The organism is Microcystis sp. M144S2 (assembly GCF_020246065.1).
GTDB lineage: Bacteria > Cyanobacteriota > Cyanobacteriia > Cyanobacteriales > Microcystaceae > Microcystis > Microcystis ichthyoblabe_A.
The window spans coordinates 18,693-33,867 of the sequence record NZ_JADBTR010000046.1 but is presented as its reverse complement, the minus strand read 5'-3'; the positions used below and the strand labels follow the sequence as shown (position 1 = coordinate 33,867).

Below are 15,175 nucleotides of genomic sequence, written 5' to 3'. Positions count from 1 at the left end.
GCAGAAACACCGATAATCAGCAATTATCAGTGACTCTTAAACTGGTACAAATATATGAACAATCGCGTGTAAGCATCCCACCGAAAAACTAATGCGCGGGGGGTTTGGGGGCGGCACTTCGACAGGCTCAGTGGCCGCGCCACGCCCCCAACGGGGGGTTTGGGGGGTAGAACCCCCCAAAAGCTTGGATTGAGGGAAAAAATCGAAAGTAACGCCCGATTTTAGAAGAGAGTTTTCCCCTTAAAAATCTTCCTTTTTCAACAGTATTAAAACTGTAAAAACTTTTTAACTTGTGTCCAAAGATTGGTAAAAGACTCTTTCATTTCCTCCTTAATTTTCCAGCGTTTAAATGCCTCTTCGTAGGCAATTCCTTGATTTTGGAAAGTTTTCCAAGCCGAGAGAGAAAGAGGTAAACCCATCAGCAAAAAGATATAAATTGCCCAAGAAATTGTTCCAGCACTAATTAAATTAATGATAATAAAAAAACTATTAATAATCAGATAGCGAACGGTTTTATTTTTTAGCTCCTCGCGACGAAAGCGATCGAATTCTTGCCGTTTATAACTGACCATTTTTGACTCTTGCCAGTCCTTTTCCGCCGCTTCTAAGTCTTTAACTTCAATAGCTAAATCGTCGGCAATTTCTAACAACTGTTGACGGGTAATTTCTCCCTTATCCCCTTGACGGGAGATAGCCAAATAGAGAATTTCCTGCACATCCTCTTGACTGTAGGATTGGGGAGGGAAAAAATCGGGGTTTGGCATAGCGATAGAGAAAGAAATAGGTTCCTTCTCTATTATGGGCGATCGATTTAGCGATTGACAGTTAGACGAGACAGGGAGTTTTTAGCTGATTCAACCATGCTTCTAAATCCTGCAAAGAGCGATCGGCATATTGACCGTAACGTTCCCGTTTATTGCGGATTTTTCTGGTAAAATTCGGCAAAATGCCAAAATTTGGCGGCATCGGTTGAAAATGTTTCGGTTCGGCACTGCTGATAAACTCAAATAATGACCCCATCATCGTTGTGGTTGGCAATGTCACCGTTTCTAATCCTAAAGCTAAACGAGCGGCATTAGTTCCCGCTAACCATCCCCCAGCAGCCGCAGCCGTATAGCCTTCCGTGCCGATTAACTGTCCTGCCGCTAATAGCGTCGGTCGCGATTTAAACTGGAGACTGGAGGATAATAACTGGGGAGAATTGATAAAGGTGTTTTTGTGCATCACCCCCATGCGGACAAATTCGGCCTTTTCTAACCCCGGAATCAGACGGAAAACCCGTGTTTGTTCACCCCATTTTAAATTAGTTTGAAATCCCACCATATTCCACAATTGGCCCGCTTTATCTTCCATTCGCAACTGTATAACTGCGTAGGGACGTTGATCTGGATATCTGGGATCCGCTAATCCCACCGGTTTCAGGGGACCAAAACGCATGGTATCTTCTCCCCGACTGGCTAATTCTTCGATTGGCAGACAAGCCTCGAAAAATTTGGCATTTTCTCGCTCAAAATCCTTTAATTCTGCTTGTTCTGCCTGTTTTAACTCTTGCCAGAAATGCAGGTATTGTTCCCGATCCATAGGACAATTGAGATAGGCGGCCTCACCTTTATCGTAACGGGAGGCCAGAAAAGCGATCGATCGATCAATCGATTCCCCCAGAATAATCGGACTAGCGGCATCAAAAAAGCTCAGATAGTCCAGACCGGCAAAATTTTGCAAATCTGCGGCTAAAGCAGCACTGGTTAACGGTCCAGTGGTTAAAACGACGATACCATCCCGGGGAATTTCCGTGATCTCCTGACGTTTTAAGGTGACTAGAGGGTGGTTAGCCAAGATTTCCGTCAAATTTCGACTAAAGACCCCCCGATCAACCGCTAAAGCCCCTCCTGCGGGGACACTGTGCTGATCGGCCTGGGCAATAACTAGAGAATTTAAGCGTCGTAATTCTTCATGGAGTAACCCGGTGGCGCGATCCACTGCCATGGCACCAAAGGAGTTACTACAGACTAATTCGGCTAAAAATTGGCTATGGTGGGCGGGACTAGAGCGAATTGGGCGCATTTCGTACAGGGTCACGGGAATACCTGCTTGGGCTATCTGCCACGCCGCCTCAGTCCCCGCTAATCCTCCACCAATTACATGAATAGGGCGATCGATCATAGTTGGGAGAAAATGGCTAGAGTAGGACTATTTTAGCGTCAGTTCCGAGTCACCAAAAAAATAGGGCTGGGCTGAACGCGATCGCATGAAGATTTGGGCCGATCACAAACTCAGGTTATAATATAAGAAAGGGATGGAATATTATATTTTATCTCGTCACGGTTTTTGCTTTCGAGAAGGTGGCAACACCGCCCCACTTTCTCACCATCTCCTTCCAGATGGGCTAGTTAGCGGTTTGACTTCTATGAACACCAATTATCTTGAGGAATACCAAAAATACCTAGCCGAATGGCAGAAAATGCTTCTGTCCGCTTGGGGTAATGGTCTTCCCACGACTACACCAGTGTTTGAGTTTCCGGAAACTTTGGTTAAATCCCTCGAATATCAACAAGAATGGGTGAAATCCTACCTAACCGCCCAAGAAACCGCCACCAAAGTTGCCCTCGATAGTCAGAAACAATTCTGGGATAGTTATTTCGGTTTTGCTCGTCAGTCCATGGCTGTAATCAATAAACCAGCTTAATTAGGTATCAATTGGCTAGATAGTTCGATTGGTGACTTAACTTCCCTTAAAAAATAAAATACCTCAAATACAATCCCCTCTGGCTCTGTATTTGAGGCTTTTTTGGGTTTTATTACCTTTAGGCAATTAGGGAATTTTGGGGTTTAGCAAAAATCATCCGTCCGGCCGAGGTTTGCAGTGCAGATGTCACCACTACCCGCAATTCTCCCCCTAGATAATCTTTTCCTTCTTCTACCACCACCATCGTGCCATCTTCTAGATAACCGATGCCTTGGGTGGGTTCTTTTCCTGCTTTGAGAATTTTCAGATCCAAAGTATCCCCGGGTAAGTAGATCGGGCGTACTGCTTGGGCGAGATCGTTGACATTCAAGATGGTGACTTTTTGCAGATTGGCCACTTTACTGAGATTATAATCGTTCGTGAGCAAGGTGGCGTTAATTTCTTGGGCAAGATGGACTAATTTAGCATCTACGGTGCTAATATCCTCATAATCGGCCGGATGAATGATAATGCGCTCGGGGAATTCTTGCTGCATCCGGTTTAAGATGTCTAATCCGCGTCTTCCTCTGACTCGTTTTTGGTCGTTACTGCCATCGGCTAACTGTTGCAATTCCTGAAGAATAAATTGGGGAATGAGTATCTGTCCTTCGATAAATCCCGTGTCTAACAATTGTTCGATACGACCATCGATAATACAACTGGTGTCCACAACTTTGGTGGCGGCCGCTTGCAGGGTCCCTTCTGCCACTAGAATTGATTCCATACTATTGGGGTTAATCAGACGCAAAAAAGTGCGACCGTGGGTATCTGCTAAACTAACCCCCAGATAGGAAAACATAATACTGCCTAAAATGGCGATTATCGGCTTAATAAACGAGAATTCTCTGGGAATCGGTAGGAAGAAAATCGGGGCTAGGATCAGATTAGCAATTAACAAACCGATAACTAGACCGACGGAACGGGTTAAAATAACTTCGATCGGAGTTTGTCTTACTTGGGTTTCTAGACGACGATAGGTAGTTTGGGCAACTAAACCAAGAGCTAAACCAATAATTGAGGCAAAACCCGCTGATAACCAGCGTAAAGCTTCAATATTGCTGATTTGCGACTGGACAGCAACCGGCAGCAAGTCCACACCACTATAACCAATACTGGCAATAGCGAAGACGAATAGTAAAATTATGACGGCATCAAGCATGGGGATAATACCAGAGGGGATAGAGGGGAATGACGGTAGAAAATAATCAGTATGGATACTTTTACATTATATCCGTGGGCCTCTCCTAATTTGTGTCGGGAAAGTTGCTTTCATTCTAGGAGATGTTCTCCCCAGCCATAATACATCTTAACGAAGATAAACGAAATTATAGCCGTCAGCCTTGAATCAGTTATCAGTCATCAGATAGGAGTTACAGCGTTTCTCAGATAGATGAGGTTCGTTCTTGCATCTAAAATACTTGATTAGCAAGGCTTAGTTTGTACCTCACCTTGACGAGAAAGGCTGTATGAGTTCACTGATTACTGATTACTGTTCACTGATAACTGCTGTAATGTCCTATTTTCACCCCATAACCTCGGTTTATATTCATATTCCCTTTTGTCGTCGGCGCTGTTTTTACTGTGATTTCCCGATTTTTGTCGTCGGTAATCGCACCAATCCGGCGACTTTTCCCCCTGTGGTGGAGTATGTGGAAATATTACAAGAAGAAATTAGCCTTAGTCAGGGGACGGGGAAACCCCTAGAAACGATTTTTTTTGGGGGGGGGACTCCTTCCCTATTACCGGTGGAATTATTAAGAGCAATTCTGGATACTTTAGCCAAAAAGTTTGATTTTGCAGCTGATATAGAGATTTCTATGGAGATTGATCCAGCTACCTTTAGTTTAGAACAATTACAGGGTTATGTTAGCGCGGGAGTCAATCGGGTTAGTCTAGGAGTACAGGCTTTTCAAGAACCATTATTACAGGTTTCTGGTCGATCGCATACCGTTAAGGATATCTATCAGGCAGTGGAATTAATTCAGGGATTGGGAATAGTTAACTATAGTTTGGATTTGATTTCGGGATTGCCACAACAAACCCTGACAGATTGGGAAAATTCCCTAGAAAAAGCGATCGAACTGCAACCGGCCCATCTTTCCTGTTACGATTTGGTCTTAGAAGCGGTTACTCCTTTCGGTAAACAGTATCAACCGGGAAAAAAACCCTTACCCGATGATGAAACCACGGCGAAAATGTATGTTTTAGCCGGTGAAAAACTAGCTTTAGCCGGTTATCAACATTACGAGATTTCTAACTATGCTAAACCGGGTTATCAATGCCGACATAATCGAGTTTACTGGGAAAATCGTCCCTATTATGGCTTTGGTATGGGGGCTGCTAGTTATCTTCATCAACAACGTTTTACCCGTCCGCGCAAAAGTCGCGACTATTTCGCTTGGGTAAAAGAAGGCTGTCAGATTGACGTGGAGAAAAATAGTTTTATCGATGATCTTCTCGAAACCTTAATGCTAGGGTTAAGGTTAGCAGAAGGTGTGAGTTTACCCGCCATTGAAGCTAATTTTGGTTCGGAAATCAAAAAAGCAATTTTAGAGGTCTTAGAGCCGCATAAACAGCGTAATTTAGTGATAATTGAGGGGGATAGCAGGGTCAGATTAAGCGACCCCGAAGGTTTTTTGTTTTCTAATCTAGTTTTAACCGATTTATTCGATCGCTGGCAATAGTTAGAAACTATATTTTAAGTAGCTGGTTATAATTAAATTAAAAATGGATTTTAGCTTCGATCCTCCCTTAATCCCCCCTTAATACTAGGGTTGATTCATAGTAGGGTTGATTCATGAATCAACCCTACCCTTAATCCACCCTTGATAAGGGGGGTGTCTGACAACTTTTAACACCTACCTACTTACTAGCGATAATGGATAGCTAACCAAATACAAGGGGGATTATTGCTAGTAAATTCGACGCGATGTTTTTGGTGAGGAGGAATCAGGAGATAATCCCCCGCTTGCAGATTAACTTGGCTGCCATCTTCATAACTAATCTCAGCAAATCCCTGTAATAAAATCACCCATTCAAACTCAGATTGATCGTACCATTGACCCCGGGGAGTGGTTTGACCAGTGGAAATAATTCTTTCCAGACGAATAGCCTGACTTTGGGCCAAAATTTCCAGAATTTCTCGGTCGGGAATTAGTTCAGGTAAATCAAAAATTGAAGCTGCTATCATTAGTTATTGTCTCTTTCTGGATGAAAATCTTTAATCACCGTCGGTATTGCTGTTAAAATTTTCTCAACGATATCAGTAGGTCTATCTAGTTCAGAAACAACAATCCGAAGATCTGCTTGTGCATAAAGTCCTCGTCTTTGTTCTAATAATAATTCCAGTTTACTTTCTAAATCAGTGGACTGAAGCAAGGGACGAGAGGTATCTTTTTTTAAACGTTTAACCAAGACTTCGAGAGGAACATCTAACCAAATCATTAAACCGTGACGAAGATAACTCCAATTCATCGGTTTTAAAACCATCCCTCCCCCGGTGGCAATCACAGTTTTAGTCAGAGAGGATAATTCGGCCAAAACTTGGGTTTCTAACTCCCGAAAAGTCCCTTCTCCCTCGTCGGCAAAAATTTCCCTGATTTTCTTTCCCGCGACCCTTTCTATTAATATATCTGTATCAAAAAAACGATATTGTAACCGTCGGGAAAGCAACTCTCCCAGGGTGGATTTGCCAGATCCCATCATTCCTAGCAAAAAAACACTTAATCCCCGTAAGGAGTTAAAATCCGTTGAATTGTCCATAGTTAAAATTTAGCTGAATGTAGTCCTCGCTACTAAGGGACGATGTTTTGATAAGCATGTGGGAGTAAAAACCGCGAGATGAAATCAGAAAATCTTCTCAGAACTCCCATTGACACCGACATCGTGTCAGAATCTGGATAACCATGATACCATCTTGGTAATTAATCGACAAAATCAGCTTGATTAATCTAATCAAGTGGTGTGGGGAGTGTGAACACAGGAGTCTAAAATTCATGTCCAATCAACCAGCAAACTTTCCGGGTAACAGAAATCAACTCAAACCGATTAAAGTCGGGATTATCGGGGTCGGTAACATGGGACAACACCATAGTCGCATCCTGAGTTTATTAAAAGACGTGGAATTCGTCGGGGTGGCCGATGTCAACGTCGAAAAGGGTCTGGAAACTGCCAGTAAATACCGAGTCCGTTTTTTTGAAAATTATTTAGATCTCTTACCTAGGGTAGATGCGGTTTGTATCGCTGTCCCCACACGGTTACACCATCGAGTCGGGATGGACTGTCTGCAAGGGGGAGTACATACCTTGATCGAGAAACCGATCGCCGCTAGTATTAGTGAAGCGGAATCTTTAGTCAACGCGGCAGCCGATCACGATTGTATTCTGCAAGTGGGTCATATCGAGCGTTTTAATCCCGCTTTTCAAGAGTTATCGAAGGTCTTGAAAACCGAGGAGATTTTAGCGATTGAATCCCATCGCATGAGTCCCTATTCCCAACGCGCTAATGATGTGTCGGTGGTGTTAGATTTAATGATCCACGATATAGATTTAATTTTAGAATTAGTCTCGGCTCCCGTGGTGAAATTAACCGCTAGTGGTAGTCGCGCTGCCACTGATTCCGGTTATCTTGATTATGTCACTGCAACCCTTGGTTTTAGTAATGGAGTAGTGGCTAATTTAACCGCTAGTAAGGTGACTCATCGCAAGATTCGCCGTTTAGCGGCCCACTGTAAAAATTCTCTCACGGAAGCGGATTTTCTCAATAATGAAATCCTCATTCACCGGCAAACCACCGCTAACTATAGCACCGATTACGGTCAAGTTCTCTACCGTCAAGATGGTTTAATTGAAAAAGTTTATACCAGCAATATTGAACCTCTACACGCGGAATTAGAACATTTTGTTCATTGTGTGCGCGGTGGGGACCAACCTTCTGTCGGTGGGGAACAAGCTTTAAAAGCTTTACGATTAGCTAGTTTAATCGAACAAATTGCCCTTGATGGTCGCGTTTGGCAACAATCGGACTGGAATTATCAATATCTTAATTCTCCCGTGATTACTGCTTCTTGATTGTTTTCACCCCGATTCTTTAAGTGAGAGAATTGGGGTGAGGAAACAAAATTAGTTATCTGGAGAACTTTCCCAACATTTTTCTGAGGATTTTTTTCCACACCATTGACTTTCACAGGGAACTCCATCACCGTCTCCATCCATTTTGACATTGGGGCAATTTCTCAAGAAAAAAGTCGCTTCTGCACAGGAGGTCATCTGGGAACAGTGAGTTCTACCATCGCACCGAAACTGTGGAGAAGGAATAGGTTTTTTCTGGGGAGTGGGACGATTATTGTTGTTAGCTACGGCTAAATTATTGAGGGTTTGATTACCAGAAATTGGTGATTTTATTGATATTTGTTCGCTCAGAAAACCCAGAATTAAAATAACAATTACTTTTTTCATAAAATGCTTGCCTGATTCTCTGCTCTTATCATAGTAGCAGATAGGAGACAGGATAATAAATCAGAGTTATTCCCAGGTAAACGTTTGGGGGGGGGTCAAGCAGCCAGTGGCACTGAATCTTCCGATTATTTGTTAGTATATGGAGAAAAACACCATGAAAATTAGCCCTAACGGACAAATCACTATTCCCCCTGATATTCAAGAAAAGCTTGGGTTGTTACCCGGTACAGAAATCCAGCTGGAAGTGATTGGGGATATCTTGCAAATTCGCAAGCCTAGAACCCTAAGCCGGGGAAAGCAACTGATTGCCGCTATCCGTGGCAAAGCAACTAGCCGTCTAACAACCAACGACATCATGCAAGCGACCCGTGACTCATGACCGACATTCTGGTAGATAGCAACGTCATTCTTGATGTTGTAACCGAAGACCCGCAATGGTTTGAGTGGTCGGCTCAAATGCTCACAAACTATGCGGAGCAAGGAAATTTAGTGATTAACCCAATTATTTATGCAGAAATCTCAATCGGGTTTAATCAACCCGAGGAGGTAGAAGCAGCCCTACCAGAAGACTTCTTTCGCCGAGATTCTTTACCCTATGCTGCAGCTTTTTTAGCAGGACAAAGCTTTTTGGAATATCGTCGTCGTGGAGGTGAGCGACGTTCTCCCTTACCGGATTTCTACATCGGCGCTCACGCTGCTGTCACTGCCATGCCCCTACTAACGAGAGATGTCAACCGCTACCGAACTTACTTTCCCTCAGTCTTGCTGATTACACCTTAGACAATTCGGTTAAATAATTGGTTATTTTTTCTTGCTCATGCAAACAGTACAAAATTGTTGCATAAACTTGTTCTAAGCTCAAAGATGAGTAAGTTTTAGCAATTTCTTCAGGTGTTTTAAGTAGGGAGGCACAATTATTTGTAGGGTGGGTTAGCGGTAGCGTAACCCATGCGGGCGTTGGGTTTCATGCTTCAACCGTTCGGCTGAGCTCACGGCCGAAGCCCAACCTACGTTCTGAATTTAAAAAATAAGCTTGCCTACATATCTAAGTTATTCCCCGTTTCCTATTCCCTGTATTTAGAGTAAAATTTCCCTGTGTTGAATTGCTAATTTATGGGCGGGAAAACCTTCGTACTCGGCTAAAGTTTTCGTGGTTTCTTTTAACTTTTCAAAGCCTTCAGGGGTGACATAAGCCAAAGTGGAGCGCTTGAGAAAATCATAAACCGAAACCGCCGAATAGGAACGGGCAAAACTTCCCGTCGGCAGCACAGCATTGACTCCGATGGCGTAGGTAGCCATAGAGGAAGGAGTATGATTTCCCAGGAGAATTTCGCCAGCATTTTTAATCTTGCCCAGAATGGCAAAAGGATTACTAACTAAAACCTCCAGATGTTCCGGGGCGTACTCATTGACGAAATCGAGGGATTGCTGCAAACTATCGGTTAAAATTATGCCCCCATAGGCGGCTAAACCCGCCTCACAGAATTCCCGTCGCCAATCCGGGAGTTTTTGCAGGTATTCCTGTGCATATTCACTAGCAGCGATCGCCAAATCTTCACAGTGGGTGACTAATAAAGCTGCCGAATCCGCCCCGTGTTCCGCTTCAATTAATAAATCCAAGGCCGCTAAACGAGCATCGGTGGACTCATCGGCCAAAACTATCGACTCACTTGGACCTGCCGGCAAACCCACATCCACAGTACCGAACAGTAACCGCTTGGCCGCCGCCCCATAGACGCTGCACGGACCGGTAATTTTGTCAACCCTTTTGATATTTTTTGTTCCCAAAGCCAAAGCGGCGATCGCTTGTACGCCCCCTAATTTATAAATTTCTCTGACTCCAGCCATGCGTGCCGCCACCAGAGAAACCGGCTCCACGTTGCCCTGTTTATCGGGGGGAGTGCAAACGACAACTCTTTCCACTCCTGCCACCATTGCCGGGATGGCTAACATTAACATCATCGAGGGAAAAGCACCGCGGCCCCGGGGAACGTATAAACCCACATTGGGGATAGGAGAGATTTTTTCGCCGGCAAAGACACCGGTTTCAATTTCTGCCAGTAGTGTTTCTTCCGGCATTTGGCGACGATGTACCTCTTGAATATTCCGGAAAGCCTGTTGAATGGCAGTTTTTACTTCCGGTTCAATTAACTGAAAAGCCCGCTCAAATTCTGCCTCGCTGACTTTGATATTTTCTACCGTCGCACCTTCGTAGTCAAAACGCCGCACATAGTCCACAACGCCGGCATCCCCCCGCTCGCGGATGGTTTCTATCACCGTTTGAGCGACTTTGAGGGCGTTATCAATATCTAACTCGGCTCTTTTCTGAAGTTTTGCCCGTTCCGCGCTACTTAATTGCGAAAGTTTTAATATTCTAACCACTATTGCTGCTCCTACTGCCCCCCGTCCTCTCAAGAATAACGGGGAATCTGATCTTTCTTTTATTGTAACCTTTGGGGGAGTGCCGGCTTTTCAGTGATCAGTAAACAGTAACCAGTAATTTGTTAAGCTAAAAGCTTTATTGCCAGATTCTTTCTCTTGCCTCTTGCCTCTTGCCCCCTGCCTCCTTGGGTATAATGCAGATCATGTTTAAGCTCTCTTGCTGTTCTGTAAATGCGATCGCTCTTAGTTTATTATGGGGGGCGAGTGGTGCTGTGTGGGCAGAAACGGATTTAGACCTAGATCCGAAAATTCGGCAAGAAAGCCCGGTTTTAGAGCGTTGGTTAGAAAAAATACCCGATATCGCCGAAGATATTCGCCGCGATCCTAGTTTTCGCACTCGTATCCGTTTAGGATATGCAGAGTTTCCTTCTAGCGATAATTCCAGTGGCGTGATTTTGGGGGTAGAAGATGTGTTTTTCGGTCAAACCAGTTTAACCCTAAGCGGCGATTATCAGACGGCTTTTAACGGCAAAAGGACGGCAATAGGAGGAAATTTACAATACTATCTCCTCCCTTTGGGTGATTATGTCAATCTAGCTCCCATGGTGGGCTATCGTTACATTCAAACAGGAAATTACAGCACCGATGGGCTTAACTTAGGATTAAAGCTCAAATTAGCCCTTTCTCGCACGGGAGCCGCAGATATCACCGTTAGTCAGAGTTTTATCTCCCCCGGTGGTGATAACGAGGTGGGATTAACTACTCTTTCTCTTGGTTATGCGATTACCTCTAATTTACGTTTAGCTGCCGATATTCAAGCCCAAAATTCCCGCGCTCGTAAAGATAGCTCCGTGGGAATTTTACTAGAATGGCTGCCCTAATTAGGTTCGTGGGGGCAGCTTGTGGGGTGTAGGGTTTTACCGATTTTTGGGACGTTTGGCAAAGCTGGGTAAAAAAAGGAATTGGGAGAAAAAATTTTAATTCTGCGTCAAGGATTGTGCAAGGAGACTGGGCAACATTTTGGCATTCTGCTCAAATGCCCCTATCATGAGGTTGACTTTACTACCGATCGAGTTTAAAACTTATATAATCGTGGGTTTGAGGAGTGAAAAAAGTGAAAAAAGTTAATTTTAACGGCCAACCTTTCCATTTTATCGGTATTGGCGGCATTGGGATGTCAGCCCTCGCTTATATCTTAGCCAAACGCAATTTACCCGTGTCTGGCTCCGATTTACGTCCTACTCATATCACCCAACGGCTACAGGGAGCGGGAGCGCAGATTTTCCACCGTCAAGAGGCAAATAATTTAGCTTTATTTCATTCTCCTGGCCTTCAAAACAGTAGCCAAACAGTTCCGCAAGTAATCTGCTCCACGGCGATTAATGACCATAACAAGGAATATCAAGCGGCCAGAGACTTAGGATACCCAATTTTTCACCGTAGCGACGTTTTAGCGGCTTTAATCGCTGATTATGACAGTATAGCCGTTGCTGGAACCCACGGCAAAACCACCACTAGCAGCTTAATCGGTTACGTTTTGTTAGAAGCGGGATTAGACCCCACGATCATTGTCGGTGGTGAGGTGGACGCTTGGGAAGGTAACGCTCGTCTTGGTCAAGGTCGTTTTTTAGTGGCAGAGGCCGATGAGTCCGATGGTTCCCTAACCAAGCACGCCCCGAAAATCGGCGTAATCACTAATATTGAGCTAGATCACCCGGATCATTACCATAATTTAAGCGAAGTTATCGATACTTTCCATGAATTCGCCCATCAGTGCCAGATTTTAGTCGCTTGTTTAGATTGTGACACGATCGCCGAGCATTTCCGTCCGACAATCAGTTATAGTCTCGATCCCGAAAAAGGTGCGGATTACACCGTCAGCGAGATTATCTATGAACAGGGAATGATGAAAGCTTCCGTCTGGGAAAAAGGCAGTTATCTGGGACAAATGGAAGTGAAAATCCCGGGGCAACATAATATTAGTAATGCTTTGGCAGTGGTTGCCATCGGACGTTATCTCGGTTTAGAATTTGCCGTTATTGCCGATGCGATTGCTACTTTTGCCGGAGCAAAACGCCGTTTTGAACACAAGGGAGAGGCAAACGGCATCACCTTTATCGATGATTATGCCCACCATCCTAGCGAATTGTTGGCCACGTTAGCGGCGGCAAAATTGAAGGTAGAAGGCAAACAGTACCAACGTTCGATCGCTATTTTCCAACCCCATCGCTACAGTCGCACCACTGCCTTTTTAGAGGAATTCGGCTCCGCTTTCAGTTCCGCCGATGTGGTAGTCTTAACGGATATTTATAGTGCCGGGGAAGTGAATATCAATCACGTCACTGGGCAGCAAGTGGCTGAACAGGTGAGAAAACACCATAAAAACGCCTACTATCACCCCGAATTGAGTTCTTTAGGTCAATTCCTGCTAGAAATTCTCCAACCAGGGGATCTGGCTCTGTTCCTCGGCGCTGGCAATCTCAATCAAGTTATCCCCGAAATGCTCTCTCATTACCGCGAACAATTAGCAGTTAGAGTATAGGATTCAGTTATCAGTTATCAGTTATCAGTTATCAGTTATTATGTTTACTGATTACTGATTACTGTTCACTGAAAATGCTCCCCAACCCCTAAAACCCTATGATTAAATCCTCTGTTTCTCTAGCTGATTTCACTTCCTACCGGGTGGGGGGAAGAGCGCAATGGTATGCCGAACCAGTTAATCTAGAGGAATTAAGAGAAGTGTTCGCTTGGTGGCGATCGCAAGATTTACCCTTGACTGTTTTGGGGGCTGGTTCAAATTTACTAATCAGCGATCGAGGTTTACCCGGACTTGTCCTCAATACTCGCCATCTGCGATCGAGTTGTTTTGATGCCGAAACTGCTACGATTACAGCAGCGGCGGGGGAACCCCTGCCAAAAATAGCTTGGAGAGCGGCAAAAAGGGGCTGGAGGGGCCTAGAATGGGCGGTGGGTATCCCCGGTACGGTGGGGGGTGCTGTGGTGATGAATGCGGGCGCACATACCTCCTGTGTGGCGGATCGATTAGTGCGGGCGCTGGTATTAAATCCCGATGGTCAGTTAGAAACTTTAAGCAAAGAAGATTTAAATTATAGTTATCGCAGTTCTTCTCTGCAAGGGAATCAACGTTTAGTTGTCGAAGCCACATTTCAGTTAGAAGCTACCGATAATTGCGAGGAAATAATGGCAATTACTACCCATAATTTACGCCATCGCAAAAATACCCAACCCTATGATCGTCCTAGTTGTGGTAGTGTTTTCCGCAATCCTAAACCGCAATTTGCCGGGGCTTTAATTGAGGAAATGGGATTAAAAGGTTATCAAATTGGTGGGGCGCAAGTATCAGAATTACACGCTAATTTTATCCTGAATATTGGTTCAGCAAAAGCCTCGGATATTCTGCGTTTAATTCGTCATGTGCAGGAACAAGTGTTCGATCGCTGGTCCCTCTGGTTAGAACCAGAGGTGAAAGTTTTAGGGGAATTTGACGGGATTTAACTATTTTTCTCGATAACGGTTGAACTCAGCCGCGATGGGCTGGAGTGCGACAGCAGATATTTTTATAATCCTCTAGAACTGCAATCTGAATAATTGCCTCACGATTAGCATTGACGTTACCTATAATCATTGAAATAAATTTGCCCCAATCAAACCGACTCGATGAACTGCTCGATGTCCGATTCTTACGAACCAAATTTGAGCATCGGTCAATCGGGCTAAAAGTTGATCGAAAGCTGTGAGGCTGTCTTTTGCCACTTCAAAAACCCCTGTTTCAATGTTGATTGCTACAATCTTCCCATGATTGCCCTCCTCGACTTGGGGGCGCACCTGAGATTGATAAATATCATTAAAATCTATTGGTGGAGCGGTAGGAGCCACATTAGGGAACGCACCCTACAAGATTGCGATCATACTATAGCGTTTCTGATTCACAAGAGGTACATTCCCGATCCTGAACAGCTTAATCAGCAAAGGTTTAAGTGTGCCGCACAGATGCGAGAACCGCTATAACAGTGGGAGCAGTGTAACGGTCTAGTTATGCCGTCTTCGCTTGTGAGGTTAACTTAAGCAGTTCATTAAGCTTATTTTTTAAGTTTTGGGATGCCATAAGCGGATTGTAGACTTCTCCTGCGTAGGGTTGCCAAACATAACTAGAACTAAAGGGGCGCAATACTGACAATATTCCTAGCTCTTGTTCGAGTGGTTTTGCTAAAACCAGTCCTGGGATAGATAAGTTAGATGATTCTTCGATAAGCTCGCTGTAAGTTCTAAATTCATCGACTTCAACACCAACCAGTGCATAACGGAATGGGGGAGCAAATCGTAGGGACTGATATAGTAAGATACCTAACTCTGTCATTGAATATGCACTTTCAGGGCTGTCTATTCCCACTTCGCTAAGATTACTTGGTGAAACACGACACCACCAATTTTCTTCTATGTCTTGGAATATATCTGTGTGACACTGGCAATGGCGACCAGTTGACAGCAACCATGATATTCCCTCAAAATGCTGAGCAAATTTATAGGCGTTGCTCTCATCCGAACCACATTCTGCCGATAGACTAAATATCCATGCCATTTTGATAGC

The 15,175-nt window shown here is 44.3% G+C and carries 17 protein-coding genes; 8 read left to right on the top strand and 9 right to left on the bottom strand.

The features are described from left to right. Positions 1–266 precede the first annotated feature (266 nt). Both IM462_RS06250 and trmFO read right to left on the bottom strand, forming a co-directional pair. Positions 267–764 (bottom strand): 2TM domain-containing protein, encoded by a 498-nt coding sequence (locus tag IM462_RS06250; RefSeq protein WP_061433123.1) that lies wholly within the window; start codon positions 762–764, stop codon positions 267–269. 61 nt (positions 765–825) lie between these two features. Continuing rightward, a complete protein-coding gene (gene trmFO / locus IM462_RS06245; RefSeq protein ID WP_287699836.1) occupies positions 826–2,163 on the bottom strand; it encodes an FADH(2)-oxidizing methylenetetrahydrofolate--tRNA-(uracil(54)-C(5))-methyltransferase TrmFO in 1,338 nt (445 codons plus the stop codon). A gap of 244 nt (positions 2,164–2,407) precedes the next feature. Here trmFO and IM462_RS06240 point away from each other — a divergent pair, with 244 nt between their 5' ends. Beyond that, positions 2,408–2,686 (top strand): hypothetical protein, encoded by a 279-nt coding sequence (locus IM462_RS06240; protein WP_002736942.1) that lies wholly within the window; start codon positions 2,408–2,410, stop codon positions 2,684–2,686. 118 nt (positions 2,687–2,804) lie between these two features. Here IM462_RS06240 and IM462_RS06235 read toward each other — a convergent pair whose 3' ends face one another. Next, on the bottom strand, positions 2,805–3,884 hold the full coding sequence (locus IM462_RS06235; protein ID WP_194018187.1) for a PIN/TRAM domain-containing protein: 1,080 nt from the start codon (positions 3,882–3,884) through the stop codon (positions 2,805–2,807). 352 nt (positions 3,885–4,236) lie between these two features. Here IM462_RS06235 and hemW point away from each other — a divergent pair, with 352 nt between their 5' ends. Then, positions 4,237–5,409: a radical SAM family heme chaperone HemW gene (gene hemW / locus IM462_RS06230; protein WP_287699837.1), complete on the top strand. Its 1,173-nt coding sequence runs from the start codon at positions 4,237–4,239 to the stop codon at positions 5,407–5,409. Positions 5,410–5,594: 185 nt separating this feature from the next. Here the strand turns inward: hemW and IM462_RS06225 are convergent, their stop codons facing one another. Both IM462_RS06225 and IM462_RS06220 read right to left on the bottom strand, forming a co-directional pair. After that, a complete protein-coding gene (locus tag IM462_RS06225) occupies positions 5,595–5,915 on the bottom strand; it encodes a cupin domain-containing protein (RefSeq protein WP_004266823.1) in 321 nt (106 codons plus the stop codon). Continuing rightward, complete coding sequence (locus IM462_RS06220; protein WP_287699838.1) at positions 5,915–6,487, bottom strand: shikimate kinase; 573 nt, start codon at positions 6,485–6,487, stop codon at positions 5,915–5,917. Before IM462_RS06220 ends, IM462_RS06225 begins: the two co-directional genes overlap by 1 nt. Positions 6,488–6,720: 233 nt before the next feature. On the opposite strand from IM462_RS06220, the gene IM462_RS06215 reads away from it, so the two are divergent. Next, on the top strand, positions 6,721–7,794 hold the full coding sequence (locus tag IM462_RS06215; RefSeq protein WP_012265360.1) for a Gfo/Idh/MocA family protein: 1,074 nt from the start codon (positions 6,721–6,723) through the stop codon (positions 7,792–7,794). 51 nt (positions 7,795–7,845) lie between these two features. Here IM462_RS06215 and IM462_RS06210 read toward each other — a convergent pair whose 3' ends face one another. Next, positions 7,846–8,181 carry an excalibur calcium-binding domain-containing protein gene (locus IM462_RS06210; protein WP_287699839.1) on the bottom strand — a complete coding sequence of 112 codons (336 nt, stop codon included), beginning with the start codon at positions 8,179–8,181 and terminating at the stop codon, positions 7,846–7,848. A 154-nt stretch (positions 8,182–8,335) separates the two neighbouring features. Between IM462_RS06210 and IM462_RS06205 the strand changes: the two genes are divergently transcribed. Both IM462_RS06205 and IM462_RS06200 read left to right on the top strand, forming a co-directional pair. Beyond that, positions 8,336–8,560 (top strand): AbrB/MazE/SpoVT family DNA-binding domain-containing protein, encoded by a 225-nt coding sequence (locus IM462_RS06205; RefSeq protein ID WP_223212298.1) that lies wholly within the window; start codon positions 8,336–8,338, stop codon positions 8,558–8,560. Then, positions 8,557–8,961 (top strand): type II toxin-antitoxin system VapC family toxin, encoded by a 405-nt coding sequence (locus IM462_RS06200; RefSeq protein WP_185241568.1) that lies wholly within the window; start codon positions 8,557–8,559, stop codon positions 8,959–8,961. Before IM462_RS06205 ends, IM462_RS06200 begins: the two co-directional genes overlap by 4 nt. Positions 8,962–9,258: 297 nt before the next feature. Here IM462_RS06200 and hisD read toward each other — a convergent pair whose 3' ends face one another. After that, entirely contained in the window at positions 9,259–10,563 is a 1,305-nt protein-coding gene (hisD, locus tag IM462_RS06195; protein WP_287699840.1) for a histidinol dehydrogenase, read from the bottom strand. Positions 10,564–10,757: 194 nt separating this feature from the next. On the opposite strand from hisD, the gene IM462_RS06190 reads away from it, so the two are divergent. From IM462_RS06190 to murB, 3 genes are all read left to right on the top strand, one after another. Continuing rightward, positions 10,758–11,444, top strand: coding sequence for a hypothetical protein (locus IM462_RS06190; protein ID WP_104396584.1), 687 nt, complete (start codon positions 10,758–10,760; stop codon positions 11,442–11,444). 233 nt (positions 11,445–11,677) lie between these two features. Then, a complete protein-coding gene (gene murC, locus IM462_RS06185; RefSeq protein WP_287699841.1) occupies positions 11,678–13,105 on the top strand; it encodes a UDP-N-acetylmuramate--L-alanine ligase in 1,428 nt (475 codons plus the stop codon). Between the two features lie 98 nt (positions 13,106–13,203). Beyond that, positions 13,204–14,082, top strand: coding sequence for a UDP-N-acetylmuramate dehydrogenase (gene murB / locus IM462_RS06180; RefSeq protein ID WP_287699842.1), 879 nt, complete (start codon positions 13,204–13,206; stop codon positions 14,080–14,082). A gap of 126 nt (positions 14,083–14,208) precedes the next feature. Here the strand turns inward: murB and IM462_RS06175 are convergent, their stop codons facing one another. Both IM462_RS06175 and IM462_RS06170 read right to left on the bottom strand, forming a co-directional pair. Next, the gene (locus IM462_RS06175) at positions 14,209–14,463 is read right to left on the bottom strand and encodes a hypothetical protein (RefSeq protein WP_104396587.1); all 255 of its coding nucleotides are present in this window, start codon (positions 14,461–14,463) and stop codon (positions 14,209–14,211) included. Between the two features lie 157 nt (positions 14,464–14,620). Further along, positions 14,621–15,166 (bottom strand): hypothetical protein, encoded by a 546-nt coding sequence (locus IM462_RS06170; protein ID WP_004158994.1) that lies wholly within the window; start codon positions 15,164–15,166, stop codon positions 14,621–14,623. Between the last annotated feature and the right edge of the window lie 9 nt (positions 15,167–15,175).